Source organism: Campylobacter sp. W0014 (genome assembly GCF_020135975.1).
In the GTDB taxonomy this organism is placed as follows: domain Bacteria; phylum Campylobacterota; class Campylobacteria; order Campylobacterales; family Campylobacteraceae; genus Campylobacter_D.
In genome coordinates this window covers 1-24,909 of the sequence record NZ_JACHTR010000021.1, presented here as the reverse complement: position 1 = coordinate 24,909, position 24,909 = coordinate 1, and the positions used below count along the sequence as shown (strand labels likewise).

The window sequence follows — 24,909 nt, the reverse complement described above, 5'->3', positions numbered from 1 at the left end:
TATTTTTAGCAATTTATAAGTAAATTTTTAAATTTTTTTAGCTAAATTCAGCTTTTGTTTATTAAGATAACGAAATGTTTCTAAAAATCAGCATTTGAGGTTTAGCTCATGAAAAAAAAATTAATCATAGTAGAGTCTCCTGCTAAAGCTAAAACTATAGGTAATTTTTTAGGGAAAAATTATGAGGTTATAGCTTCTAAAGGACATATAAGAGATTTACCTAAAACAAGCTTTGGTATAAAAATAGAAAATGATGAATTTATACCAGAATACAGAATAACAAGCGATCATAGTAGTTTAGTTAAAGAGCTTAAAGAAAAAGCAAAAAATGCTTCACAAGTTTATCTTGCAACAGATGAAGATAGGGAAGGTGAAGCTATAGCTTATCATATTGCAAAAGCCATAGGTAAGGATGAAAATATTTTACCTCGCATTGTATTTCATGAGATCACTAAAAGTGCGATTGAAGACGCTTTAAAAAATCCAAGAAAACTTAACATGCATTCAGTCAACGCTCAACAAACTAGGCGTTTATTGGATCGTATAGTGGGTTATAAACTAAGTCCTTTATTAGGGCAAAAAATTCAAAGAGGTTTGAGTGCTGGGCGTGTTCAAAGTGCTGCTTTGAAAATCATAGTTGATAGAGAAAAAGAAATTCGTGCTTTTGTGCCTTTGGAATATTTTAGCATCGATATGATTTTTAGTTTTGATTTGGATGCTGAGTTGGTTGAATTTGATAAGGCAAAGATTGAAAAATTAACCATTACCAATAAAGATCGTGCAAAATTTATCCTTGAGGCTTGTAAAAATAATGCTTATATTATAGAAAATATAGAAAGCAAGGAAAGAAAAATCGCTCCACCGCCTCCTTTCATGACTTCAACTCTACAGCAAAGCGCAAGCAATCGTTTAGGATTTAATCCTAAAAAAACCATGATGTTAGCTCAAAAACTTTACGAAGGGGTTAATACTCATCAAGGTATGATGGGCGTGATCACTTATATGAGAACTGATAGTTTGAATTTAGCTAAAGAAGCGGTTGATAAGGTAAGAAAATTGATCCAAAAAGATTTCGGAAAAGATTATGTGCCTAGTAAAGCTAATGTTTATGTAACAAAGGCTAAGGGTGCGCAAGAAGCACATGAGGCTATCCGTCCTACAAATTTGGAATTTACACCACAAATTGCGGCTAAATTTTTAGATAAAGATGAATTAAAGCTTTATACACTCATTTATAATCGTTTTTTAGCTTGTCAAATGAATCCAGCTGTTTCCCAAACGCAAAATGTTTTTGCAAAAAATGATAGAGCTTTATTTAAAATAAGTGGTAGAAAAATTATTTTTGATGGATATTATAAAGTTTATGGAGATATGGATAAGGATAAAATTTTGCCTAATCTTAAAATAGGTGAGAGTCTAAAAATTCAAAAATTAGATATGAATTCGCATTTTACTGAACCCCCTTCAAGATATTCTGAAGCAGGGCTTGTGAAAAAATTAGAAAGCTTAGGCATAGGACGTCCATCAACTTATGCTCCGACTATTTCTATACTTACAAGCCGTGATTATGTTAAAATTGATAAAAAGCAACTCATTCCTAGCGATATTGCCTTTAATGTAACCGAGGTACTTGAAAAAAATTTTAGTGATATTGTTGATAGCAAATTCACTTCAAATCTTGAAAATACTTTAGATGATATTGCCGAAGATAAAGCGGATTGGCAAAATATCTTAAAAGAATTTTATTACCCTTTTATGAGAAAAATTGAAGAGGGAAAAACAAAGATTGCAAGTCAAAAAACGGTGACAAAATTAGGTGAGACTTGTCCTGACTGTGGAGGAGAGCTTGCGATAAGAAAGGGACGTTTTGGTGAATTTGTGGCTTGTTTAAATTTTCCAAAATGCAAATATTCTAGAAATTTAAAAAATGAAAATAAAGCAAATGAAGAAAACGCAACCGCAAAAAAAACCAATAGTATAGGCATAATTTGTCCTAGTTGTCAAAAAGGTGAAATTGTAGAACGTTTTTCTAAGCGTGGAAAATTTTATGGTTGTAGTGCTTATCCAAAGTGTAATTTTATTTCTAAATATAGGCCAAGTGATGAAAAATGTGAAGAATGTGGCGAAAATTTGGTTATTAAGGAACTAAAAAAAGGTACTTTTTTAGAATGTCTTAAATGCAAAATCAAAAAAGAAATGAAAGAATAAAAGAAAATTATTTAAGTCTTTTTTTGTTAGAATGCGAGTTTTAATTGTTAAATAGGAGAAACGATGCAAATCATGCTTTGTGCTATTTCTAATATAGCAAGCGGAAATTGCTCAGAAGATTGCAAATATTGCACTCAAAGTGCTTATGTAAAAACAGATATTCAAAAATATAGACGTAAAGAAATTTCTCAAATTATTTTAGAGGCTAAAATTGCTAAGAAAAATGAGGCTTTAGGATTTTGTTTAGTAACCGCTGGACTTGGACTTGATGATGAAAAATTAGAATATGTTTGTGAAGCTGCGATGGCGGTTAAAAAAGAAGTTCCCGATTTACTCCTTATAGCTTGTAATGGTATGGCCAGTGTGGAGCAACTTAAAGAATTAAAAAAAGCGGGAATTTTTTCTTATAATCACAATCTTGAAACCTCTAAAGAATTTTTTCCTCAAATTTGCACCACACATACTTGGGAGAGTCGCTTTCAAACTAATCTTAATGCTAAAGAAGCAGGGCTTATGCTTTGTTGTGGTGGAATTTATGGTATGGGTGAAAGTTTTGAAGATAGGATAAGCCTAAGAAAATCTTTACAAGAATTACAACCTTTTTCAAGCCCAATAAATTTTTTTATCGCTAATGATAATTTAAATTTAAAAGCTCCTAAATTGGATGCTGATGAAGCTTTAAAAATTATCAGTGATACTAAAGAGGCTTTGCCGCAAACTGTAATTATGATTGCAGGCGGAAGAGAGATTGTTTTAGGTGAAAGACAATATGAAATTTTTAAAGCGGGTGCAGGTGCTATTGTTATAGGAGATTATCTTACGACAAAAGGAGAAGAACCTAGTCGTGATATAGTCGAGTTAAAAAAGATGGGATTTACATTTGCATCACAATGTCATTGATACGCAAGGTTTAATTGACTTAAAAATTCTTATAGTTATAGCACTTTGTTTATTATTTTCTCCACATATTGCTAAAATTTTACGTTTGCCAATTTCAGCCACTGAAATTATTTTAGGATCGATTGTGGCTTATTTTGGTTTTATCGGAAAGAGTGAAAATTTTTCTATTTTAGCTAATGTGGGTTTTTATTATCTTATGTTTATTGCAGGTATGGAAATAAATTTAAGAACTTTTTTTAGCCTTGATAAAGAGATCATCAAAAAAAGCTTTTTATATATTATCTTACTTTATGTTTTATCTTTACTGATTGTATGGATTTTTAAACTTTCTTTTGTCTTTGTTTTGATTATTCCTGTTATGAGTGTAGGGCTTTTGTCTTTACTTTACAAGGATTTTGGAAAAGAGTGCGATTGGTTAAATATAGCCATGATAGTCGCAACCTTAGCTGAGGTTATTTCCATAGTTCTTTTAACGATAGCTGGGGCATTTTTGCAAGAGCAAACGACAATTGTAGATGTAGCGCAAAGCATTTTATATCTTACCATCTTTTTAAGTCTTTGCTTTTTGATTTTTAAATTTCTTGGTGTTCTTTTTTGGTGGTATCCTCAACTCAAAATCGTTCTTATGCCCTGGGAAGATAAAAATGAAAAAGATATTAGATTTTGTATGGCAATTTTTATTTTAATTATCGTTGCTATGATTATTGCAAAACTTGAAATTGTTTTAGGATCTTTTATCGCGGGATCTTTTATCGCGACTTTTTTAGGTCATAAAAAAGATTTAGAGTCTAAAATTTCAACTTTTGGTTATGGTTTTTTAATTCCGATTTTTTTTGTTTATACGGGTTCAACTTTTGATTTATCGATGATTTTAAATTATCATATCGTTTTAAAAGCTATTTTGTTGATGCTTGTAATGGTGGGATTAAGAATTTTATGTGCGAGTGTTTTTGCAACAACGATAGGTTTTAAAAATATGGTTTTATTTGGATTGAGTCATTCTATGCCCTTAACTTTGTTGATTGCAACAGCTACATTAGGATATTCTGCAAAAGTGCTTGATCAAGAAATTTATTCAGCACTGATATTAACAGCTTTGTTTGAGGCTATTTTGGTAATGAGTGCGATTAAATTTATTTCAAATATCAAGAAGTGATTTTTGTTTGTTGGAATATTTTGGCTAATATTGGATTAAAGTTTTAAATTTTAAGGAAAAATGATGCGCTTAGATTATTGGTTAGAACTTGCTATTGAAGCGGCAAATAAAGCTTCTAAGGCTATTATGCAAGAGCGAAAAAATTTAAAAGATTGGAAAAAAGAAGATGGCTCGGCTTTAACTTCAGCTGATTTAGCATCCGATCAAATTTTAAATGATATTTTAGGAAAAACAGATATAAAGGTTTTATCTGAAGAAAAAATTCTAAGCCAAAAAGAGAGTGAAAATTTGCAAACTTTTTGGCTTATCGATCCACTTGATGGCACTAGTGGATTTTTAAAAGGCTTGGATGAATTTTGCATCATGATTTCTTTGATTCATGAGAATAGGCCTATTTTATCGCTTATTAAAAATCCATCGACTGAAGATATTTATTATGGGCACAAAGAAAGTAAAGTTTATAAAAATGATAATCTTTTAAATGTAGATGAAAAGCAGTTTAAAGATAATCAGTTTAAAGCCTTATTGAGTGTAAACCATTTAAGCAAAACAGATTTAGAATTCGCACAAAAACATAAATTAGAGGCTGTTAATATTGGCTCTGGGCTTAAATTTTGTGCTATTTTAGAAGGCAAAGCAGGAATTTATAGACGCCTTGAGAGGCTAAATATTTGGGATATAGCAGCGGGAGATTTTTTGGTCAATTTAAATGGTGGTTTTATGGGGATGTTGGATCAAAATTTAATTCCTTATAGTCCTTTAGAGCATAGATCGCAATTTTTTATATGCGTTTCTAAAAAAAGTTTTTTGAAAGATTTTTTATAATAATCAAGGATTATCAATGAGATTAGTTTTTATTTTATTTATAAGTTTGTTTTTAAATTTTAATCTTTTTGCTAATGATTTGTCGCAAAAAAAGATTATTAAGCTAAAGCCAAGTGAAGATAATTTTGAATTGATAGATCTTGGACAAAATCCAATTAATTCTAGTTTAGACAATCAAAAAGCTGTTTTTGATAGTTCAAGTTTGATTGAAAAAAAACCTGCTTTAATCAAGGATAAAGATAAAGATTTTGCTATCGTTTTAAGCTTTAGAAGAAATTTTGGGTATCTATCCGATGGACTTAGAGTTGAAGCTAGAGACTTTTCAACTTTATTTTCTAAAAGATTGATCGATGCTTTAAATCTAAATTTTGCAAATTCTGTAGCAAATGGTTTGTATCAAAGTTCTAAAATTTTATCAAGATTTAGCCCTAAAGATGCTAAACTGATCAATGTTAGCCCTTTTTTAAAACATGAGAGAGATAAAAATAAAATTTATGCTAAATTTATAGATTATCTTATCGTAGTTAATTTGGATGATTTTTATGTCAATACCACAAACTATTTTATAACTGTAACTAAAGATGCTGTTGCTAAAATCAATTTCAAGATTATTTCTTTAAGTAGCGGTAAAATTCTTAAAGCAAAAAATGTGAAATTAAATTTTACACTTGATCCTAAAAATTCAAGCAAAAATTATCAAAACGTCATAGATCAAATGCCTAAAATGTTATCAGAAGTTATCCTTAGGGAAGTAAAAACATTAACGCTTATGCATTAATGTTTTTAATTTTTTCTTGCAATTCTTCTATACTTAAAAATTCCTCTCTTAATTCTTTTACTATTTCATGTGCACTTATAGGATCAAGCTGAGATAAGATTTTTCTAAGTTCGTCTTTAATTTGCCATTTATTCATCTCTTCTAAATTAATATAAATTTGCATATTTTTTCCTGTGTTTAAATTAATAAGAACAAAAAATTAAATGATAATAACTTCATTTTCTAGCATGATTCCAAATTCTTCAAAAACTTTTTTTCTTGCTAGTTCGATCAAAAAGATCGCATCTTCATAACTTGCATTTTTTTTATTAATGAGAAAATTAGCGTGTTTATCGCTTAGCATTGCATCGCCTTTGCTAAAACCCTTTAAGCCAACCGCTTCAATCAAGCGTCCAGCAAAATCTCCTTGGGGATTTTTAAAAATAGATCCAAAACTTGCCCCGCTAGGTTGATTATTTCTAGCATTTTTTAAAGCTTCATCTTTTGTATGATCAAAACCAAATTCTAATTTAAATTCCGCCCAAAAAAAAGGCATTTTTAAAGGACAAAATCTATAATCAAAATCGATATTTTCACGTAAAATTTCACCTTTTGAAGTGGCGATTTTAATTAAATTTTGACTGATGCATTCTCCTTTAAGCCCCGCATTCATTTTCAAAAGTCCTCCTAAGGTGCCAGGAATTTTACTGAGGTATTCAAAGCCGCAAAGATTATTTTGTTTGGCAAAATTATATATTTTTCTAGAATTAGTTTTGCATCCTATACGAAGATATAAAAAATCCGATTTTTGATCTAGAATTTCAATGAAATCAAATTTTTCACCTAAAATTCCTATATTTTTTGGCTTAGGGCTTATGAGTAAATTATTAGCCCCTCCTATTAAAAAACCTTCAAAATTGCTGATTTTATCTAAAATTTGAACTTCAAATTTATCGCCTATGCGAATAGATGAATATTTTTTAAAATCAATAATCATTTAATAAAAGTTGGAATTTGATTGAGAATGTTTTGAGTAAAATCAATCATTGTAGTTGTCATCCAAGGCATTAAGAAGATAATTACAATAACCACTAAAATGATTTTAGGCACAAAAGAAAGCGTCATTTCATTGATTTGTGTTGTCGCTTGAAATATACTGATAATCAAACCCGCAATCAAACCTGCTAAAAGCATAGGTAAAGATAATAAAAGTGTGATTTTAAAAGTTTGAACCCCTAATCCAACTAAAGTACCTTCATCCATGTTTTCCCCTTAAGAATTTCTTGCTTGTTCATATTCGCTAGGTATGAGATAATCATTTACATTTATAATCTTATCATAAAATTTATAATCATATCCTAATTTAAATAAGGTATCAATGGCTTTAAATTGTGTTTCATCCATACTAATCGAATTTTTATTTGCATAAAGATTAAGATAAGTATCAAGCTTGTCTTTATCCACGCGAATAAGATTTCTTTCTAGTAACATTGGAGCTATAATTTGGCGATTTGAATCAGCGATTTTTACTGCAAGAGTTAAATCTTTTTCGATTTTAATAGCATCGTTTAAAGGTAAAGATCTGCGTAAAGCCATTCCGCCTAAAGGCAAGGGTAAATTTTCTTTGGCTAGTTCTAGCCATATATCCCAAATTTCAGCTTCTAGACAAAGATTTTGATCAAAATCTAAAATACTTTCATGGATCAATATCCCAGCATCTACTTCTCCACTTAAAACCGAATTTTCAATATCTAAAAAGTTTTTATAAATAATTCTAGCTTCAGGATATTTCATACGGAAAATTAAAGCATTGGTTGTATTAGCTCCACTAAGAGCGACTTTAAAATTCCTTTTTAATTGAACATTTTTCTTCTTAATCAATTTAGGCCCATAGCCTTGTCCAAAGCTTACTGCTGTGCGTAAAAGAGCGTATTCTTTGGCGATTAATGGATAAAGCCCAAAAGAAATAGCTGTAGCATCAAATTCATTTTTTAAGGCAAATTCATTAAGGGTTTGTATATCTAAAGCGGTGTTTTTGTAATTAAAATGATTGCCCACCCAACCAAAGTGAATTGCCATAAACATAAATATATCATCAGCATCGGGAGAGTGTGCGACTGTTATCGTTTTTTTCATTGTGTGGTTTAACCTTGATTAAATTTTTTATCGAATAAATTATTTTATAAAATTTCATTTAAAAATTTATAAAAATAAAACATTATTTAATTTTATTTTGTAGAATTCTTAAATTAAAATTTTTTAAGGAATATAATGGACGACAATAAGAAAAAATCTTTAGATGCAGCCTTAAAAAGCCTTGATAAAGCTTTTGGAAAAGGAACAATTTTAAGGTTAGGAGATAAAGAGGTTGAGCAAATAGATAGTATAAGCACCGGATCGGTTGGCTTAGATCTTGCTTTGGGTATAGGAGGTGTGCCTAAAGGAAGAATTATTGAAATTTATGGTCCTGAGAGTTCTGGTAAAACAACCCTTACTCTTCATATTATCGCAGAATGTCAAAAAGCAGGTGGAATTTGTGCTTTTATCGATGCAGAACATGCATTGGATGTTAAATATGCTAGAAATTTAGGCGTTGATACGGATAATCTTTATATCTCTCAACCTGATTTTGGCGAACAAGCATTGGAAATTGTAGAGACTATCGCTAGAAGCGGTGCTATTGATCTTATCGTTGTTGATAGTGTGGCTGCTTTAACACCAAAAGCGGAAATTGAAGGCGATATGGGAGATCAGCATGTGGGTCTTCAAGCAAGATTGATGTCACAAGCCTTAAGAAAACTTACCGGTATTGTACATAAAATGAATACAACAGTTATTTTCATCAATCAAATTCGTATGAAAATAGGTGCTATGGGTTATGGAACACCAGAAACAACAACTGGAGGAAATGCACTTAAATTTTATGCTTCTGTGCGTTTAGATGTTAGAAAAGTAGCAAGTTTAAAGCAAAGTGAAGAGGTTATAGGAAACCGCGTTAAAGTGAAGGTAGTTAAAAATAAAGTGGCTCCTCCATTTAGACAAGCTGAATTTGATGTGATGTTTGGAGAAGGCTTGAGTCGTGAAGGTGAGTTGATCGATTACGGTGTTAAACTTGATATTGTCGATAAAAGTGGGGCTTGGTTTTCTTATAAAGATAAAAAATTAGGACAAGGTAGAGAAAATTCAAAAGCATTTTTAAAAGAAAATCCTGAAGTAGCTGAGGAGATTACAAAAGAAATCCAAAATTCTATAGGCGTTGAAGGTATGATCAGTGCCTCTGAAAACGATGAAGAGGATTGAGATGTTATTGATTGAAGATGTAAGAGCTTTTGAAGTTTTAGACAGTAGAGGTAACCCCACTCTTAAAACCGAGATTATGCTCAATGATGGGAGTGTGGGATCTGCTATAGTTCCAAGTGGTGCAAGCACTGGTTCAAAAGAGGCTTTGGAATTGCGTGATAACGATGAAAGGTTTTTTGGGAAAGGCGTTTTAAACGCTATTTCAAACGTGAATGAAATTATCGCTGAAAATATTATAGGTCTTGATGCTTACAATCAAACCCAACTTGATGAGGTGTTAAAAGAGCTTGATGGGACAAATAATTATTCTAAAATTGGAGCCAATGCGACTTTGGGTGTTTCTATGGCTTTAGCGCGTGCTGCTGCTAATTCTTTAAATATCCCTTTGTATCGTTATTTGGGCGGAGTTAATGCAAGCATTTTGCCTGTTCCAATGTGTAATATTATCAATGGAGGCGCCCACGCAAATAATAATATAGATTTTCAAGAATTTATGATTATGCCCTTTGGTTTTTCAAGTTTTAAAGAGGCTTTAAGATCGGTTTGTGAAATTTATGCTAATTTGAAAAAAGAATTAGCAAGTCTTGGGTATTCTACAGCTTTAGGAGATGAAGGTGGTTTTGCTCCAAATTTATCTAGCAATGAAGAAGCTTTAGAGCTTTTAATGACATGTATTAAAAAAACTGGATATGAAAAAAATATTAAACTAGCCTTAGATATAGCAAGTACTGAATTTTTTAAAGATGGAAAATATCACATAGAGGGTAAAATTCTTTCTAGTGATGATTTGATTGAAAAATACATTGAACTTTGCTCAAAATATCCTATTTTTAGCATCGAAGATGGTTTAGCTGAAAATGATTTTGATGGATGGATCAAACTCACTCAAAAATTAGGAGATAAAATTCAACTTGTTGGGGATGATTTGTTTGTTACCAATGAAGATATTTTGCGAGAAGGTATTGTTAAAAAAATGGCTAATGCTGTTTTAATAAAGCCAAATCAAATTGGTACTATTACCCAAACAATGAAAACAGTGCGTTTAGCTCAAAGAAATAATTATAAATGCATTATGTCTCATAGAAGCGGAGAAAGCGAAGACACTTTTATTGCTGATTTTGCAGTTGCTTTAAATACAGGGCAAATTAAAACCGGTGCTTTAGCGCGTGGGGAAAGAACTGCAAAATATAATCGTTTGCTTGAAATAGAGTTAGATAATGATGAGTATTTAGGAGAGAAACTCTGAGTGATTTATTAAAAGAATATGACGAAAGCACCAAAAAGAAGGGCTTTTATGTTCATATTGTAAAAATGTTTTGTTGGACTTTATTGGTTATTATTGGGGCGATTTATTTTGGGAATATGCTTTTTGGACAATATTCCTTAGATACTTTGCTTTCTTTAGAGGCTACTAAAGAAGACTTAACCAAACAAATATCTTTGCTTAAAAAGCAAAATGCCAAAGCCCAAAAAGATTATTTTGAATTAAAAGGATTGTATCCAAATGAAAATTAGAATTTTGACAATATTTTTAATTTTTACATCTTTTTTAAATGCCGATGAAAACCCTTTTAAAGTGGAAAAAAAAGAAAAAATGATTGTGCCACAAGAATTTCAAGAGAGAAGTTTTAAATTTAATTCTGATGCGAGGATTTTAAAAAGTGTCACTTTTCATTATGTTAAAGCAGATGGTAGTGAAGATAAATTCAACGTTGATATTAATAAAAGCATCAATTGGCACGATTCTTATGTTTTAACACATTCTAAAACTCCAGAGCCTTCAAAAATTCTAGATGTTTCTGTTACTATACCGCAAAATACCGGTCAAGAAACCAATAAAACAACCGAGGTTGATATCCCTTTGCAAATTGCAAAAATTTATGATTTTATATCTTATACTGTTTATAAAAATAAAATCAAATTAAATACTCAAGATGATCTTATTAGCGATTTTTCAGTGGGTAATCCTAGTAAGATTATTATCGATTTTAAATCCACAGTAATTTATCCGACTAAAAACATACGCCTTAAAAATTCTATATTTAAACGTATAGATTTTGGATCTCATAAAGGATATTATAGACTAGTGATTTATCTTGATGGTGTGTATAATTATGAAATACAAAAAGATTCTACAGGATATATGGTTCATTTATCTTGATTAGATTTTTTCTTTTAATTTGCCTTTCTTCTTTTGTTTTTGCTGATGAAATCTTGCTTTTGACTCAATTTAATAAGCAGGATTTTCAAAATAAAAATTTGCATGAATATGTAATGAGTGAAAAGCTCGATGGTGTTCGTGGAATTTGGGACGGAAAATCTTTAAAAACTCGAAAAAATCAAACCATAATGCCTCCAGCTTTTTTTATGAAGAATTTTCCTCCTTTCGCTCTTGATGGGGAGCTTTGGATAAATAGAAATCAATTTGATTTAATCTCTTCTCTTATAAGAACAACACACCCAGATGCAAATTTATGGAAAAAAGTCAGCTATAATGTTTTTGACATGCCTAAAGCTTGTGAAGAATTTAATCTCAATCCTTGTAGTCTTGAAAACAGACTTCAAGTTTTGCAAAAATATTTACAAAAAAATCCCAATCCATATATAAAAATCATTCCACAAATTCCTATTGAAAATGAAAAACATTTAAATGAATTTTATGAGAATATTGTAAAAAACAAAGGCGAAGGTGTAGTCATACGCAAAAATTTAAATCCTTATGAAAGAGGCAGAAGCAAACAAGCTTTGAAATTAAAACCCTATAACGATGCAGAATGTCAAGTGATCGGCTATACAAAAGGCAAAGGAAAATTTGAAAATCAAGTCGGTGCTTTAATATGTAAAACAACAGATAATAAAATTATTAAAATAGGTAGTGGTTTAAAGGATAAAGATAGAAAAAATCCACCTTCTATAGGAACTATTATTACTTACAAATTCAGCGGATTAACTAAAAATTCACTTCCACGTTTTCCAGTTTTTTTACGCATTAGAGAATAAATTTCTTGACTTATGGTTTCTTTTTTGATAGAATACTAGTTTTTAAATTCGGGGTGTAGCGCAGTCTGGTTAGCGCACTTGGTTTGGGACCAAGGGGCCGAAGGTTCGAATCCTTTCACCCCGACCATTTTAATTATAAAATGGTGAGTGTAGCTCAGTCGGTTAGAGCATCAGATTGTGGTCCTGAGGGTCGTGGGTTCGATTCCCATCACTCACCCCATCAGAGCGCCCGTAGCTCAACTGGATAGAGCGACAGACTTCGGATCTGTAGGTTATGGGTTCGATTCCTATCGGGCGTACCAACCTTTTATGCGTTCATAGCTCAGCTGGATAGAGCAACGGCCTTCTAAGCCGTAGGTCAGAGGTTCGAATCCTCTTGAGCGTACCACTTTTGCGGATGTGGTGAAATTGGCAGACACGCCAGACTTAGGATCTGGTGCAGCAATGCGTGAAGGTTCAAGTCCTTTCATCCGCACCACTCTAAGCTCTATTTTACCATAGTTTGACGATTTTTACTTAAAATATCTTGAAGCCATTAAAATCCCTTTATACCATTTCAAAATATTTAAAAAAGGTAACCTTTTAGCAGGTAACTTTTAATAATAACCGGTTGAAAGGATAGTCAAAAAATAGTCCTTTTATTCCGTTTAAGTTTAGCGGTAAAAAAGGTAAATTTCACTTTAACCTTAAACCAAAGGTAACCTATAATAATTTTATTAAGTTTATAATACTTTGAAATACGCTATAATATAACAAAATAACAAGGTTAAAAGTGGCAGTTAATAGAAAAATTATAATATACTTATAGGAAAAGGAACACATTTAAAAAGACATAAAGATAAAATAAACGCCTTTTTATTTAGAATGCAAAACGGCGGTAAAGAAAAACAACACGCCTTTACAATCCCCTTACGCCCTACGTGGAACGAAAATGAGTATATAAGAATAGCATTAAATAGAGCAAAAGAGTATGAAAACGAATTTAAAAAGCTTTTTACCACTGGCTATGCTTTAAACTCTGGCATTTTATTAAAAAACCTTTTTGAAGTATTTATGAAAACAAATTACAACGTTAGAGAATTAAACGAGCAACACAAGGGACATATTAGAAATTTAATAAGCATTTTCAATAATCATATTTTAGAACCTTTAGGGGATATACATTTGGACGAGCTTACATTATATAAGGTGCAAGAGTTCTATAACAATATGAAAAATAAAGGATTGGAACCAAAAACATACAATAGGGTTATTAAAGAAGTGCTAAGCCCTATGATTAAATACGCTATAAAAAATAAGTGGATTAATGAAAATGTTACAACTGGTTTAAAGCTTGACAAGGTTAAAAATAAAAAGCTTGTTATCAATCCAAAAGGCAAGTATAATGCTATTTTGAATACAATTTTAGAGTTATACAAAGATAATTTACTTTATAAGGCTTTATTCTTACTTATACATAGTGGAAGACGTAGGGACGAAGTTTTAAGCCTACTTTGGCAAAATGTAGATTTAGAAAGAAAAACTATATTCCTACCAAAAACAAAAAACGGAGAAGCACAAGAACACGCCTTAGATGAGGAATGCTACAAGGCATTAAAAGCTTTAAAAGATGAGGTTAAACAAGATAAGGGTTTGATTTTTATTTCTAGTATCACAGGTAAAAAAATAACAAATTTAGCAAGACAAGAAGCCAAAATAAGAGAACTTAGCGGTGTAAAAGAATGGACGCCGCATTTTTCAAGACATATAAAAGCTACCCTATTATTGCAAAGTGGGGTTAATCCTGCGGTCATTAGTGGAACTTTAGGACATAGAGATTTAAGCACTATAAACATTTACGCAACCAACGACACCCTTAAGGCAAGTCAAAAAGCTAATGAAGCTTTAAAAGAATTACAAGGAAAAAAATAAAATGTGCGATTTGGAATTTATCTTTTCAAAGAAAAGACTAGAACATTATCAAAGCATAAACGAACATTTTGAGAATTTAAAGCTAATATCTAAAATAATACCAAAAATAGCAATACTTGAAATTTATCTAAGAAATGCTTTAGATTATGAAATAAGTTTAGATAATCAAGAATGGATAAAGACAAGCGGCAATCCTTTTTTATTGGCAAAAATAAATGAAATTAAAGATAAAGAAAATTTAGAACATCATCAAATATTATCGCGTCTTAGCCTAGGGGCGGTTGCTGGTTTAATAAGAGAATATAAAGTGCAAAACAAGATTTTTAACTTAAAGACTTTTGATTTTAGAAAATATAGCAGTAGTAATAGGAACTTTTTTATTTATGAAAATACAAAACAAGGTTTTGACAATATAGATAAAGTTAATATTATTTTGAATTTATTGCATACTTTAAGAAACAGGACGTGCCATTTTGAAAATCTTTTAAAGATAAATAAAGTCGATAATAAGTTATATCCACGCATAAGCACCAAAGAAAAAGGAACGAATATAGGTTTAATGCCAGAAAACATAGAATACTTTTTAGATGATTTAATTTGTTTGATAAATAAAGATTTGCTAGATTATTTTACTAGGGGTTGAGCCCCCCTTGAATGTGAAGTAATTATAAAATATAAACACTTAATAAAACATAAAATACATTGAACGGCTTTGAAAACATTTAAGGCGATTTTTGTTTTAATGGCTGGAGATGGCAAAACACCTAACGAAGCAATAGAAGATTTAAAAAATGCTTTTGCGTATTATTTAGAAGAGGCTTTAGTTAGTAATGAATTTATCCCTGAACCTATACAAAATTAAATAATATTTTATGCAATATTTAAGCTATATTTAAGAAAACTTGAAATGGTAGAGTATTGATTTTATAGGTTTTGTTAATTAATGTATTAAGAATTTTTAAGGAGTTAAAAATGAATTTGATTTTAGAAAATGTAAGCGATGATTTTGCAAATGCTATTAAAGCAATGGCTAAAATAGCAAAGAGCAAGGCAAGTATTTTAAACGATTATGAATTAAAAGCTTACAAAGAATATTTAGCAAGTGGTAAAAACAATTTCAGCAAGTGATTTGTATGAAGAATTAGGGTTGTAATGCTTTTCTATTATAGCAATAAAGTATTAAAGGGTTAGAAATGAAAATGATGAGGTTTTAGCATTAAAAATATAAAGCTTTATCACATAATCAAGATAAAATTACTAAAAAATTTCAAAAAAATTATAAATTTTCACTCATTTTTTAAGGTTAGAAACTAGAAATCTTAAAACTATATAAAAAAATCAAAATAGCTGAAATAATTTGAAATAATATGTAACGTCCGAAATAATAAGAAAGTTCATTTTTTAATTAAGGCAAAAAATCTTCAAAACTGCTAAAATACTTCAAAATATTTAAATAATATTTTTGTAATTTAAAAAAGCTTTAAAAGGCTTTTTAGATAGTGCGTTTTAATTCTTTGTTTGGCGACACAATTAAAACGCACCAATTTTTAAATTAAGAGCTTGAGTTTAAGCCCTTAAAAAGAATTGTATTAAAATTAAACTTACCAATTCCTTTTTAAAGGCTTTATTAATTCCATTAATAAGATTAAAAAGGAGACAAAATGGAAAACACTAACAAAGATTTTTTAACCATACAAGAAGTAAGCATACTTTACAATATAGGCAAACATACACAAAACAAATATAGAATGGATAAAAAAATTCCCTATATTAAAATAGGTAAAAAAATATTTTATGAAAAAACTAAACTTGATGAATGGTTTAGACGCCATGCTATAAATTAAGGCGGTAGTTATGAATAATAAACAAGCCTTAGAATATTTAAAAAGCGAATTATGTTTTATATTTAATACTAGATTTAGATACTTTGACTTTGAAATTTTTAATTTACTTGAGAAAAAAATACAAATTTTGCAAAAATTACCAGACTTTGAAAGAGAAATAAAAGAGCTTTTAGCAATTTTAGAAAGTAATAAAAAACTTTTTCTTAAAAAGAATACTTTCATCAAAAAAGAACTAAAAAGGCAAATTATTTTAAATGTTTGTAAGGCAACCTATGAGACCTTAAAAAATAAATTAAAGGTTTAAAATGAATGTAAGCCTTTTTAATGATGAGGTAAAAGCGTATATAAAAAATTATCATTCTATAGTTAATTTTTTATCTTTTCGCTATGGGTTGGAGTTTGACAAAGCAGGAAATGAAAGGCATAATAAAAGCCTTAAAATAAAAACTAATACTTGTTTAATTACTGATTTTAACGGTAGTTTTAGTGGTGATATTGTGGATTTTATAGCTTTCAAAGAAAATGTAAATATCAAAGAAGCATTAGAAATTTTTAGTAATTTTTGCAATGTATCCACGAACAAAGAGGGTAGCTTTAAACTACAAAAAGAGCCTTTAAAAGATAATAGCTATTTAAAAAATATGGCTTATTCTTTACAGGCTAACTTTAATTTAGCTAATGAAGAGTTTATAAGGTGTCGTGCTTTAGAAAAAGCTTTTTTTAGTGATTTTAGATTTTTTATGCATTTTTGCAAATTAAACTTTTTAAAAGATGATGAGTTTGAGAGCACTTTAAAAGAATATTTTGCATTTTCAAAAGACGATAAAAGTTTGGCTTTTATCTTAAGAGATAAGGACATAATTAAAAGTATAGCTATAAGAGAAAAGAACTTTAATGGTGAGCCTGTTAAATGGTTTAAAATAAAGGGTAGTAGTAATAAGTTTATAAAACTTATAAAAGCTAAAGAAAAGGGATTGCTAAAAGATTATTGCTTTATCTTTAGCGGCATAAAAGAAATAATTACAAGCGAGTTGTTGGGTTTAAATGCGATTTGTTTTCAAAGTGATAGCATGATGAAAAATATACACTTGCACGAGCAAAAAAATGAGCTTTTAAACCTTATCGATAATAAAAGAATAGTTTTTATAGTTGAAAATGATAAAAGTTCTTTTGAGGCTAATTTAGGATTTTTAAGAGAGCTTATCCAATTAATGCCTTTAAAGAAAGGTTATTGTGTTTTTAATTTTGATGAGGAAAAGAACGCTGATTTTGTAGATTTTTTAGCTTTTTTAATGAAAGAATTAAGACAAGATTTTCAAAAAAATAATGAAAATTTTAGCAATTTCTTTGCTTATATGGAAAAGCATTTTAAAAGCTATTTTATTAAAAAAATGAATTTATTTTTAAAGGTTGTAAAATGATAGATATTGATAAAAAAATTAAAGATATAAAAAACACAAAAGAAAATCAAGCAAATGAAAATAATCAAGAACTTGATTTTAAGAAATTTTATGAAGTAGAAAAACTAGATAATGCATTTCACAATCCACGTAAAATTATACAAAAAAATCAAAGTAAAGGCAAATATTCCTTTATAGATTTAACGAGTTTTGCGTTAAGGGGTAAAGATTTGGAAAATATAAATTTTAATATTTTACTAGATGATTTTTTAGATGAAGGCAGTATAAGTTTTATAACAAGTGAGGCCAACAAAGGAAAAACATTTTTAAGTTTTGCTATTTGTAAAAAATTATTAGAGACAAACAAGATTAGAAAAATAATTTATTTTGATAGCGATAATAGCAAAATGACTATTAAAAGTAGGATTAAACAAACTATGAAAATAGAAGATTTTTATTTTTTGGATTATCCCGATTTTAATTATATACAAACTAGCAACGCACTAGAAATTGATAATCAAGAGCTAGAAATTGATTTTAATCTTATTACTAATAATTACTTAGAATTATTAGTAAAAGAACAAAAATTAGATAAAACTTTTATAGTTTTTGATAGTCTTTTTAATTTTTTTAATGGCGATATGAATGACAATAAGAAAGTGGCTGAATTTATGAAAACCATTAAAAGAATAAGCCACAAAGGCGGAGTTACATTTTTATTTATACATCATAAAGGAAAGAGTGCAGAAAGTGAATTTATGGGTGGAGTGAATTTTTTAAATGCTACCGATAACCTTTTTAAAATACACACAAGCAATAATGATGGCGACAATCTAAATTTAACCATAATAACAAAGAAAGCAAGAAATTTTTTACCTTACAATCTTAATGTAAGTATAGATTTAAAAACACTTGATTTGCAAATAGAAAGAGCCATGAAAGAAAATGATACGGATTTACTTTTAAAGGCTAAAGAGATTATAGAGAGAAAAGGTGAAGTTTTACAAAGCGATTTATTAGAGCTTTTAGGAAAATCCAAAACAGATAATCGCACACTTAAAAAACTTGAAAATGGAAAAGGAATACATTATAATATAATAGAAAAGCAAAGAGAAACAGGCGGAAAACCTTTTAAATACTATATGTCTTTGAAAGAGAGTAAAACCATCATTAACGGCGTAGAGGTAGAAGCAGAGCAAACTTTATTTAGCGAATAAGTAAAACTTAATTTTAAAGTTATTGTTAGTATAATATTTTAAAAAAGGAAGAAAACCATGCAAAGCAAATTAAAAACACCAGAACAAAGAGCAAAGGTAAGAAACTCATTAAAAGACTTACTAAAAGACAAACAAATTAAAGAAGTTTTTATAAGACTTAAGGATAAGTAATGAATGAAAATATCATTAAAAAAACTTGTAAAGAATTAGGACTAACCTATAAGCAATTAGGGGAGTTGATAGGGTATAATGGTGATAGCTTAAATACTATGGCGAATAAAAGTAATGAAGAGTTAAGCACCCCGTTAAAAAAAGCTATTGAACTTTATTTAGAAACTTTAGAACTTAAAAAACAACTTCAAAATACAGAAACACTTAAAAACGCTATAAAAACTTTACTTTCTTAACTAATTTTTTTGTTTGGTTGTTTATCTTTTCAATCTATTAAAATAAATATTATTTGTAATTATTTTTTATAAAATAAATATTTTTTATAAAATTACTTGACTTTTAATAAATAATATTTGTAAAATAATTATACAAAAATAAATAATATTTGTTTTTTTTAATCAAAGGAGGCTTACAAAATGGAAAACATAATTTATTTTATATTTTCAATTTCGAAAACTTTGTTTTTTAATTCCTCATAACTTTTAGCTTTTATATAGTTTTCAAGCCAAGATTTTACCCAATAAGGATAATCTCTTCCGTTAGTCCCCCAGCCATTTATAGCATTGTAACTTACGTCCAATTTTTCCGCAAATTCTTTTTTTGATAAATTCGCATTACTCATCAATTTTTTAAATTCTTCTTTACTTAACATAGCTACTCCATACTATTTTAAATATAAAATTATATCACACAATTTGATTTTAAATACAAATATATTTTAATTAAGTTATTTATAAATATAAATATATATAATTATAGAATAAAATAAATACATTTGTATTTTGTTTTTAATCAAAGGAGGCTTACAAAATGGAAAACGTAGAATATTGTAGAATGAGTTGCTTAGATAGCAAATAAATGGATTTAAATATATCCTAGACTTGTTTTTAAACGATTTGGAAAATGATGGAAGCACTAAAACTTGTAATATGTTTGATAGTGAAGCGGATATCGAAAGCGTAAAGGATTTATTATTTATAATGCTTGATAAGATAAAAGAAACTATCATAGAACAAGATAACTGCCTTTATAATACAAGCAATCGTGAAAGCACCTATAAGGGTATTATAAAAGATGAGTTAGGAAAAGAATTTAGCTTTAAAGAGCTTGAGAAGATACATAACTTACAAGAAGAGGCAATATTAAAAGAATTGCTTAAAAAGGAAAAATAAGAAAAAAAATAAGGCGTAGGGAATTACCTTTGCCTTTAAAAATTAAATTATAAAAAATAAATAATATCTACTCCTTATAAAATCATATCTCATCAATCGACAAAAAATTAACTACTGAAAATAAAAATATTTTTCTTAAAGGCTTGTAATAAAAAAATAAAAACTCTTAAAAAAATAATTTTAATTTAACTTATTTTTATTCTTATTATTTTGATAAAAAATATCATTTATTATTTTATAATTTTATCTTTTTTTATCCGTGAAACATTTTTAAAGCTTTTATCAATTATACTTCAATTATACACAATTATACATTTGCCCTGTATAATTGATTAAATATAAGTAAAATAGAGCATTAAAGGCATTTTTGCTAAAAATAGGCGTATAATTGAAGCAAATACCTATTTTATAGATATTTGAAGCATTTATAAGTCTCAATTATACATAAAAGGTCTAAATGCCTTAAAAAATGAAAATTTTTATAAAAAAATGCTAGAAATATAATAAGATGTATAATTGATAAGATAAATTGCTTTAAAGTATGGTAAAATAAGCGTTATAATCAATTATACGCACCTTTTGAGATAAAACACGAGCAAACCATTAATATATAGGCTTTTCAATCAATTATACAGGGCAAATGTATAATTGTGTATAATTGATGTATAATTGATGTATAATTGATGTATAATTGATGTATAATTGATGTATAATTGCTTTTTATAAAAAAATGTTTCACAAGAGATTTTATTTATAATATTATAATAATTTATGATATTTTTTATCAATTTACTTTTAAAGGCTAAAGAGATTATAGAGAGAAATATTTTAATATCTAAGTCATAATTAAGAAAAGGTAAAACGATAAACAAGGGGTGACTTCAATTTTGAGTATACCCCTTTTTAAATCCAAAAGTGGATTTTGCGTATTTATTTTAGTAGGTGTATCCAAAGTTGGAGATACCCATAAAACGAAAAACGCATTTAAAACGATTTTATTTTGAAGTGATAAAAAGATATTATTAAGGCTTAGTTTTTTGATTTATGGCGTAATTGTGTTAATCAATCAATATCATTTAATATAAAAAAAGAACTTCTAAATACTAGTTAGAGATTATAATTTTAAGCTTATATTAAGAAAACCTGACACGGAGAAGAGGACTAAATTTAGGGATTTTATATAAAATACTACTTAAAAAGATGAGCCAATTAAAAGTTAGGTCACTAGGTTTAAATAGTCACAATTAAGTTTAATTTATCTAGCTTTGGTCAAAGTATTAAAAAGAAAAAATAAATCTTTTTAAAGGCTTATAAAATAAAATGAGTTATAATAACTAAATAATGAGCCAGTAAAGGAAAAACTATGCAAACCATAACAATAAAAGCAAAAGAGCAAGAAATAAACAAGCTTTTAGATATTTTAAAAGAGATGAATATAAGCTATGAGCTAGAAAGTAATAATTATGAAAATGCTTTAGCTGAATATGAGAGCGGTAAAAGTTGGCAAGAAACAAAACAAGAACTACATAAGGCTTTAAGCGATTATGAAAATGGTAGAGCTAAGCTATACACACTTAAAGAGGTAAAAAGCATAACCGATAAAATAATAAATAGGGCTTAAAAATGAATGTTATTTATGATGATTTATTTTTAAATAGCCTTTGTAATATAATAGAGTTTATTACAAGAGATAGCAAGAAAAAAGCTTTTTATTTTAGGGATGAGCTTTTAAAGCGTATTGATGAGCTTTCATTTATGCCTTATAAGTTTAGAAAGTCTTTAGCCTTTGATGATGAGAATGTAAGAGATTTTATATTTAAAGGCTATGTAATACCTTACAAAATAGACAAAGAGCAAGATTTAATTATTATCTTAGGTATTTACAAAGAAAACCTACCAAACTTTTAAAAAATTACTTTTTAAGCTTTTGCAAAAAATGCGTTTAAGTTTAGCACCAAAAAAGAGCAAAAAAACAAGAAAACTTAAAGAAAAAATCCGTGAAACATTCCATTTAAGCTAAATGAACTTAAACGACTTTAAAAATACCTTAATTAAATTTTTTAAAAATACTATAAAATAGGGATTTGATAGCTATATTAATATAAAAAGTTTGAAAACTGAACTTTTCAAAATTCATTTAAGTTTTCAAGAATAAATTTAAATATTTTTATACACATAAAAGGTAACTTAATAAAGGTAACCATTATATAAATATTATAAAATAGTAATTTATTTTTAATTATATATTTCAAGTCCTTTCATCCGCACCACTTTATTTTTTTCATTTTTAACCATGATAATATTAATCAAATAAAAATAGCTTATTAAAATTTTTATTAAAAGTAAAAACAATAAATATATGCTAAAATACACATTGAATAATAATTAATTTTGTGATGAATGTTAAAAAGGAAAGTTATGAAAAAAATACCTGTGAGCTTAAAAGATATATTTAATATCAAAAAAGAAGCATCAAGTGAATACAATAGTTTTATATTGTATTTAATAAGAATTTTATTTAATAACGACAGAGAAAGAACTCTTACCGAATATGATATTGTATCTAGTACAACATTTATAAACTTTATAAATCCAAAAATACCTGCTATAGAATTAAATAATTATCAAGGAGTATCTTCGATACAAGGGTTTTATTACACTTTGAATTTTTTTAAAGTGTTTAAATTAAATCACCCGGCTATTAAATTTACCGAGTATATTTGGTATGATAGTATTTCATCGGATATTATGTTTGTAAATGAGTCTTATAACAATCTTATCAATACTAGAATACCGTATTTTAACCCAGATTATAACGGCTTGGATTATGTGAATATTGATAGAAGTGAATTTAATAAGCTAATAAACAGAACTCATAAATTAAAATCAATGTTGAAAAAATATGAGAATTTAAGGCTAGATAATCACGTTAAAAACAATATAGAAAGTATCATTTGCTTGTTGTGTATTTATTGTAGCGAGTTAGCAGATGATATTGAAATATCTTCGTTAAATGATGGCAGGATAGTATTAAATATAGCAGGATATTTTAGTATAGTTATTTTTAAATTTAACCTATTTAAGCCAAGCTATATTAAGATTATAGGACATTATGATATAAAAAAAGATATTAAAGACGATAGATTAAATATATATACGCTTAATGACGAGTGTATAACATTGTTTGGTTTTATCAAATTTATTACTTTTGTAAATTATATATATAAAATGAAAAAAGATGTAATGAGCTACCTTGTAAAAAATAGTATAGATGTTGATTCGTTAGATGAAAAAAATCCTAATATAATAAATAACGCCAAATTTGAGACTATTTATAAAATTATTTTAGATAAATATATAAATAATTACAAAAAGGTTGTGGCTAAAAATAAATTGAAAATAGATAAAAATAGTTATTTCTATAAAAGATTTATTAAAACCGCTGAAGATATATCCATACTGCTTACATTAGATATAATATCTAGCATTAAAAAATAGCTTTGTGATAATAAAAATATAAAATAACTCGCAAAATATAATCAATTTAAGCCTTTACGGCTTTTTTTGATGTTGAAAATTAAACAAAAAATCCAAAAATAAATTGTTTGGTGTGATAAATTTTTGCAAAATTTGTAAAAAATAAAAATAGCTAATTGTAATAATTTATTTTGGTTTTAAAATTACGCAAAAATCTTTGGAAATGATTTTGGTATTTAAAGTGCAAAAAGATAATAAAATTTGCAGCTTTTTTATATTTTTATTGAAAAATAGAGGTTTAAAAAATTTATTAGAACGAAATTTATCGCTTAGATTTTTTTGCATTGATTATTGTTTTAAAATTATTCAATACTTAAAAAAATGAATTTATAATATCATCGTTTATTTTAAAAAATTTATAATGTAAAATACATTTTTTAACAATATTTATTTAATAATAATTAAATTCTTTAAATTTATTTCCTGCAAATACATAAATTTTCAATATAAAAAATATTTTTTATTTTTATCATTACAAATTTTTATTATTAAATGTAATAATTATTACTATATAATTGCAATTTTTATTTTAATTACAAAAGGAAAATAATTTGAGAAGTTTAAAAATTAAGTTTTCCGTGAAAGGAAGGGATTGATGAAAAAAAGTAGTGTATCATTAAAATTAACTTTATGTGTAGGTGTTTTGATAGTTATTGTATTGGCTGTTGCGAGCACTATAAGTTATTTTGATTCTAAAAATAACACTTTTGAATTACTTGAAGATACTCAGTTAAAAACCGTAGAAGATGTTGTAATGACATTTGATAATTACGGAAAAAGCAGACGGGTTGCCATGGAAATTCTAGCTAAAGAAATTGAGAAGAGGCTAGATAAAGATGACAATGAAGAAATTTTCACTTTATTAGAATCTTTCAAAGAAGCCTTTGGTTTTGAATTTATCTTCTTGGGTTTTGAAAATTCAAGAAAAGTTTTTACCTCTGATAGAAAAATATTAGATTCTGAAGCCTTTAATCTTAAAAATATAGCATGGTATAAAGAGGCCAAAAACACAACCAAAGCAACTGTATGCGGCCCATCTAGATCAGATATTAACGGTAAAGCAGTTTTAACCTATGCAATACCTATTTATAAAGATGGAAATTTTGTAGGAGCTGTTGGTGGTGATTATAGCTTAGGGCAATTTTCTAAAGATGTTTTAGCTTTTGGAAAATCCATAAGCACTTATGCTGTAGTTTATAGTCCAGAGGGCGAAATTATGTTTCATGAGCGTCCGGAGCTGATTTTAACAAAAAATCAATTAAGCACAAATATTGCCAATGTGATTAATTCTGATTCTAACCATTATCTTAACCCAAGAGAAGAAAATGCTCTTTTTAAAGTTGCAGATAGCAAAGGAAAAGATTATAGGGTATTGTGTAGCGCAACAATTAATCCAAAATTTAGAGTATGCACAATAACTCAAGATGAATTTTTTACAGAACCGGTTAAAAAAACCCTCTTCAAACAAGCTCTTGTTGGTGTCATTGCAACCTTAATCGCCCTCATCCTAA

Annotated in this window: 29 protein-coding genes and 5 tRNA genes; 29 read left to right on the top strand and 5 right to left on the bottom strand. The window is 28.1% G+C overall.

Annotated features, from left to right (window positions below; all coding sequences use genetic code 11):
* Positions 1 to 108: 108 nt before the first annotated feature.
* From topA to H2277_RS07030, 5 genes are all read left to right on the top strand, one after another.
* Positions 109 to 2,208 (top strand): type I DNA topoisomerase, encoded by a 2,100-nt coding sequence (gene topA / locus H2277_RS07050; protein ID WP_337201631.1) that lies wholly within the window; start codon positions 109 to 111, stop codon positions 2,206 to 2,208.
* Positions 2,209 to 2,271: 63 nt separating this feature from the next.
* Complete coding sequence (locus tag H2277_RS07045) at positions 2,272 to 3,108, top strand: biotin synthase (RefSeq protein ID WP_337201630.1); 837 nt, start codon at positions 2,272 to 2,274, stop codon at positions 3,106 to 3,108.
* The gene (locus H2277_RS07040) at positions 3,089 to 4,264 is read left to right on the top strand and encodes a cation:proton antiporter (RefSeq protein WP_337201629.1); all 1,176 of its coding nucleotides are present in this window, start codon (positions 3,089 to 3,091) and stop codon (positions 4,262 to 4,264) included. Before H2277_RS07045 ends, H2277_RS07040 begins: the two co-directional genes overlap by 20 nt.
* A 60-nt stretch (positions 4,265 to 4,324) precedes the next feature.
* The gene (locus H2277_RS07035; RefSeq protein ID WP_337201628.1) at positions 4,325 to 5,089 is read left to right on the top strand and encodes an inositol monophosphatase family protein; all 765 of its coding nucleotides are present in this window, start codon (positions 4,325 to 4,327) and stop codon (positions 5,087 to 5,089) included.
* A 16-nt stretch (positions 5,090 to 5,105) separates the two neighbouring features.
* Complete coding sequence (locus H2277_RS07030; RefSeq protein ID WP_337201627.1) at positions 5,106 to 5,867, top strand: hypothetical protein; 762 nt, start codon at positions 5,106 to 5,108, stop codon at positions 5,865 to 5,867.
* On the opposite strand, the gene H2277_RS07025 is transcribed toward H2277_RS07030, so the two are convergent.
* From H2277_RS07025 to H2277_RS07010, 4 genes are read right to left on the bottom strand one after another with little or no spacing between them, the layout of a single operon-like run.
* On the bottom strand, positions 5,857 to 6,030 hold the full coding sequence (locus H2277_RS07025; RefSeq protein WP_337201626.1) for a hypothetical protein: 174 nt from the start codon (positions 6,028 to 6,030) through the stop codon (positions 5,857 to 5,859). The genes H2277_RS07030 and H2277_RS07025 overlap by 11 nt on opposite strands.
* A gap of 36 nt (positions 6,031 to 6,066) precedes the next feature.
* Complete coding sequence (locus H2277_RS07020) at positions 6,067 to 6,843, bottom strand: UDP-N-acetylmuramate dehydrogenase (RefSeq protein ID WP_337201625.1); 777 nt, start codon at positions 6,841 to 6,843, stop codon at positions 6,067 to 6,069.
* Positions 6,840 to 7,109, bottom strand: a complete 270-nt coding sequence (gene fliQ, locus H2277_RS07015) for a flagellar biosynthesis protein FliQ (RefSeq protein ID WP_137623829.1) — start codon at positions 7,107 to 7,109, stop codon at positions 6,840 to 6,842. The genes H2277_RS07020 and fliQ overlap by 4 nt, the downstream gene beginning before the upstream one ends.
* A 9-nt stretch (positions 7,110 to 7,118) precedes the next feature.
* Positions 7,119 to 7,982, bottom strand: a complete 864-nt coding sequence (locus H2277_RS07010; protein ID WP_337201624.1) for a menaquinone biosynthesis family protein — start codon at positions 7,980 to 7,982, stop codon at positions 7,119 to 7,121.
* Between the two features lie 135 nt (positions 7,983 to 8,117).
* On the opposite strand from H2277_RS07010, the gene recA reads away from it, so the two are divergent.
* The 19 genes from recA to H2277_RS06915 all read left to right on the top strand — a co-directional run bounded on the left by recA (position 8,118) and on the right by H2277_RS06915 (position 18,925).
* Positions 8,118 to 9,146, top strand: coding sequence for a recombinase RecA (recA, locus tag H2277_RS07005; protein ID WP_337201623.1), 1,029 nt, complete (start codon positions 8,118 to 8,120; stop codon positions 9,144 to 9,146).
* A 1-nt stretch (position 9,147) separates the two neighbouring features.
* Complete coding sequence (gene eno, locus H2277_RS07000) at positions 9,148 to 10,392, top strand: phosphopyruvate hydratase (protein WP_337201622.1); 1,245 nt, start codon at positions 9,148 to 9,150, stop codon at positions 10,390 to 10,392.
* Between the two features lie 65 nt (positions 10,393 to 10,457).
* Positions 10,458 to 10,661, top strand: a complete 204-nt coding sequence (locus H2277_RS06995; protein WP_337201621.1) for a hypothetical protein — start codon at positions 10,458 to 10,460, stop codon at positions 10,659 to 10,661.
* The gene (locus tag H2277_RS06990; protein WP_337201620.1) at positions 10,651 to 11,307 is read left to right on the top strand and encodes an AMIN domain-containing protein; all 657 of its coding nucleotides are present in this window, start codon (positions 10,651 to 10,653) and stop codon (positions 11,305 to 11,307) included. Before H2277_RS06995 ends, H2277_RS06990 begins: the two co-directional genes overlap by 11 nt.
* The gene (locus H2277_RS06985) at positions 11,307 to 12,146 is read left to right on the top strand and encodes a DNA ligase (RefSeq protein WP_337201640.1); all 840 of its coding nucleotides are present in this window, start codon (positions 11,307 to 11,309) and stop codon (positions 12,144 to 12,146) included. The genes H2277_RS06990 and H2277_RS06985 overlap by 1 nt, the downstream gene beginning before the upstream one ends.
* A 49-nt stretch (positions 12,147 to 12,195) precedes the next feature.
* Positions 12,196 to 12,273: transfer RNA gene (locus H2277_RS06980), tRNA-Pro, on the top strand.
* 16 nt (positions 12,274 to 12,289) lie between these two features.
* Positions 12,290 to 12,366 (top strand) — tRNA-His (locus H2277_RS06975).
* Between the two features lie 5 nt (positions 12,367 to 12,371).
* Positions 12,372 to 12,448, top strand: a tRNA-Arg gene (locus H2277_RS06970).
* A gap of 9 nt (positions 12,449 to 12,457) precedes the next feature.
* Positions 12,458 to 12,534 (top strand) — tRNA-Arg (locus H2277_RS06965).
* A gap of 5 nt (positions 12,535 to 12,539) precedes the next feature.
* Positions 12,540 to 12,624 (top strand) — tRNA-Leu (locus tag H2277_RS06960).
* Positions 12,625 to 13,010: 386 nt separating this feature from the next.
* Positions 13,011 to 14,057: a site-specific integrase gene (locus tag H2277_RS06955; RefSeq protein ID WP_337201619.1), complete on the top strand. Its 1,047-nt coding sequence runs from the start codon at positions 13,011 to 13,013 to the stop codon at positions 14,055 to 14,057.
* 1 nt (position 14,058) lies between these two features.
* Positions 14,059 to 14,700 carry a hypothetical protein gene (locus H2277_RS06950; RefSeq protein WP_337201618.1) on the top strand — a complete coding sequence of 214 codons (642 nt, stop codon included), beginning with the start codon at positions 14,059 to 14,061 and terminating at the stop codon, positions 14,698 to 14,700.
* A 69-nt stretch (positions 14,701 to 14,769) separates the two neighbouring features.
* Positions 14,770 to 14,919: a hypothetical protein gene (locus tag H2277_RS06945; RefSeq protein WP_337201617.1), complete on the top strand. Its 150-nt coding sequence runs from the start codon at positions 14,770 to 14,772 to the stop codon at positions 14,917 to 14,919.
* A gap of 110 nt (positions 14,920 to 15,029) precedes the next feature.
* Positions 15,030 to 15,185, top strand: coding sequence for a hypothetical protein (locus H2277_RS06940; RefSeq protein ID WP_337201616.1), 156 nt, complete (start codon positions 15,030 to 15,032; stop codon positions 15,183 to 15,185).
* A 533-nt stretch (positions 15,186 to 15,718) separates the two neighbouring features.
* Complete coding sequence (locus H2277_RS06935; RefSeq protein WP_337201615.1) at positions 15,719 to 15,901, top strand: helix-turn-helix domain-containing protein; 183 nt, start codon at positions 15,719 to 15,721, stop codon at positions 15,899 to 15,901.
* Positions 15,902 to 15,911: 10 nt separating this feature from the next.
* Positions 15,912 to 16,205: a hypothetical protein gene (locus tag H2277_RS06930; RefSeq protein WP_337201614.1), complete on the top strand. Its 294-nt coding sequence runs from the start codon at positions 15,912 to 15,914 to the stop codon at positions 16,203 to 16,205.
* A gap of 1 nt (position 16,206) precedes the next feature.
* Positions 16,207 to 17,322 carry a hypothetical protein gene (locus H2277_RS06925; protein ID WP_337201613.1) on the top strand — a complete coding sequence of 372 codons (1,116 nt, stop codon included), beginning with the start codon at positions 16,207 to 16,209 and terminating at the stop codon, positions 17,320 to 17,322.
* Positions 17,319 to 18,518, top strand: a complete 1,200-nt coding sequence (locus H2277_RS06920) for an AAA family ATPase (RefSeq protein ID WP_337201612.1) — start codon at positions 17,319 to 17,321, stop codon at positions 18,516 to 18,518. The genes H2277_RS06925 and H2277_RS06920 overlap by 4 nt, the downstream gene beginning before the upstream one ends.
* A gap of 170 nt (positions 18,519 to 18,688) precedes the next feature.
* A complete protein-coding gene (locus tag H2277_RS06915; protein ID WP_337201611.1) occupies positions 18,689 to 18,925 on the top strand; it encodes a transcriptional regulator in 237 nt (78 codons plus the stop codon).
* 194 nt (positions 18,926 to 19,119) lie between these two features.
* Here the strand turns inward: H2277_RS06915 and H2277_RS06910 are convergent, their stop codons facing one another.
* A complete protein-coding gene (locus tag H2277_RS06910) occupies positions 19,120 to 19,341 on the bottom strand; it encodes a helix-turn-helix transcriptional regulator (protein ID WP_337201610.1) in 222 nt (73 codons plus the stop codon).
* A gap of 244 nt (positions 19,342 to 19,585) precedes the next feature.
* On the opposite strand from H2277_RS06910, the gene H2277_RS06905 reads away from it, so the two are divergent.
* The 5 genes from H2277_RS06905 to H2277_RS06885 form a co-directional block, all read left to right on the top strand.
* Positions 19,586 to 19,861, top strand: coding sequence for a hypothetical protein (locus H2277_RS06905; protein WP_337201609.1), 276 nt, complete (start codon positions 19,586 to 19,588; stop codon positions 19,859 to 19,861).
* Positions 19,862 to 21,224: 1,363 nt separating this feature from the next.
* A complete protein-coding gene (locus tag H2277_RS06900; RefSeq protein ID WP_337201608.1) occupies positions 21,225 to 21,482 on the top strand; it encodes a hypothetical protein in 258 nt (85 codons plus the stop codon).
* 2 nt (positions 21,483 to 21,484) lie between these two features.
* Positions 21,485 to 21,769 carry a type II toxin-antitoxin system RelE/ParE family toxin gene (locus H2277_RS06895; RefSeq protein WP_337201607.1) on the top strand — a complete coding sequence of 95 codons (285 nt, stop codon included), beginning with the start codon at positions 21,485 to 21,487 and terminating at the stop codon, positions 21,767 to 21,769.
* A 510-nt stretch (positions 21,770 to 22,279) separates the two neighbouring features.
* Positions 22,280 to 23,359, top strand: a complete 1,080-nt coding sequence (locus H2277_RS06890; protein ID WP_337201606.1) for a hypothetical protein — start codon at positions 22,280 to 22,282, stop codon at positions 23,357 to 23,359.
* Positions 23,360 to 23,993: 634 nt separating this feature from the next.
* The coding region (locus H2277_RS06885; protein WP_337201605.1) for a PDC sensor domain-containing protein at positions 23,994 to 24,909 on the top strand (916 nt) is incomplete at its 3' end.

Coding starts and splice junctions, on each gene's coding strand:
- H2277_RS07035 (WP_337201628.1), top strand. CDS start 4,325: ATGATGCGCTTAGATTATTGGTTAGAACTTGCTATTGAAGCGGCAAAT.
- H2277_RS06930 (WP_337201614.1), top strand. CDS start 15,912: ATGAATAATAAACAAGCCTTAGAATATTTAAAAAGCGAATTATGTTTT.
- H2277_RS06920 (WP_337201612.1), top strand. CDS start 17,319: ATGATAGATATTGATAAAAAAATTAAAGATATAAAAAACACAAAAGAA.
- H2277_RS07010 (WP_337201624.1), bottom strand. CDS start 7,982: ATGAAAAAAACGATAACAGTCGCACACTCTCCCGATGCTGATGATATA.
- H2277_RS06940 (WP_337201616.1), top strand. CDS start 15,030: ATGAATTTGATTTTAGAAAATGTAAGCGATGATTTTGCAAATGCTATT.
- H2277_RS07025 (WP_337201626.1), bottom strand. CDS start 6,030: ATGCAAATTTATATTAATTTAGAAGAGATGAATAAATGGCAAATTAAA.
- H2277_RS06895 (WP_337201607.1), top strand. CDS start 21,485: ATGAATGTTATTTATGATGATTTATTTTTAAATAGCCTTTGTAATATA.
- fliQ (WP_137623829.1), bottom strand. CDS start 7,109: ATGGATGAAGGTACTTTAGTTGGATTAGGGGTTCAAACTTTTAAAATC.
- H2277_RS07030 (WP_337201627.1), top strand. CDS start 5,106: ATGAGATTAGTTTTTATTTTATTTATAAGTTTGTTTTTAAATTTTAAT.
- H2277_RS06900 (WP_337201608.1), top strand. CDS start 21,225: ATGCAAACCATAACAATAAAAGCAAAAGAGCAAGAAATAAACAAGCTT.
- H2277_RS06955 (WP_337201619.1), top strand. CDS start 13,011: ATGCAAAACGGCGGTAAAGAAAAACAACACGCCTTTACAATCCCCTTA.
- H2277_RS06995 (WP_337201621.1), top strand. CDS start 10,458: ATGTTTTGTTGGACTTTATTGGTTATTATTGGGGCGATTTATTTTGGG.
- topA (WP_337201631.1), top strand. CDS start 109: ATGAAAAAAAAATTAATCATAGTAGAGTCTCCTGCTAAAGCTAAAACT.
- H2277_RS06950 (WP_337201618.1), top strand. CDS start 14,059: ATGTGCGATTTGGAATTTATCTTTTCAAAGAAAAGACTAGAACATTAT.
- H2277_RS07045 (WP_337201630.1), top strand. CDS start 2,272: ATGCAAATCATGCTTTGTGCTATTTCTAATATAGCAAGCGGAAATTGC.
- H2277_RS06990 (WP_337201620.1), top strand. CDS start 10,651: ATGAAAATTAGAATTTTGACAATATTTTTAATTTTTACATCTTTTTTA.
- H2277_RS06910 (WP_337201610.1), bottom strand. CDS start 19,341: ATGTTAAGTAAAGAAGAATTTAAAAAATTGATGAGTAATGCGAATTTA.
- recA (WP_337201623.1), top strand. CDS start 8,118: ATGGACGACAATAAGAAAAAATCTTTAGATGCAGCCTTAAAAAGCCTT.
- H2277_RS07020 (WP_337201625.1), bottom strand. CDS start 6,843: ATGATTATTGATTTTAAAAAATATTCATCTATTCGCATAGGCGATAAA.
- eno (WP_337201622.1), top strand. CDS start 9,148: ATGTTATTGATTGAAGATGTAAGAGCTTTTGAAGTTTTAGACAGTAGA.
- H2277_RS06935 (WP_337201615.1), top strand. CDS start 15,719: ATGGAAAACACTAACAAAGATTTTTTAACCATACAAGAAGTAAGCATA.
- H2277_RS06925 (WP_337201613.1), top strand. CDS start 16,207: ATGAATGTAAGCCTTTTTAATGATGAGGTAAAAGCGTATATAAAAAAT.
- H2277_RS06890 (WP_337201606.1), top strand. CDS start 22,280: ATGAAAAAAATACCTGTGAGCTTAAAAGATATATTTAATATCAAAAAA.
- H2277_RS06915 (WP_337201611.1), top strand. CDS start 18,689: ATGAATGAAAATATCATTAAAAAAACTTGTAAAGAATTAGGACTAACC.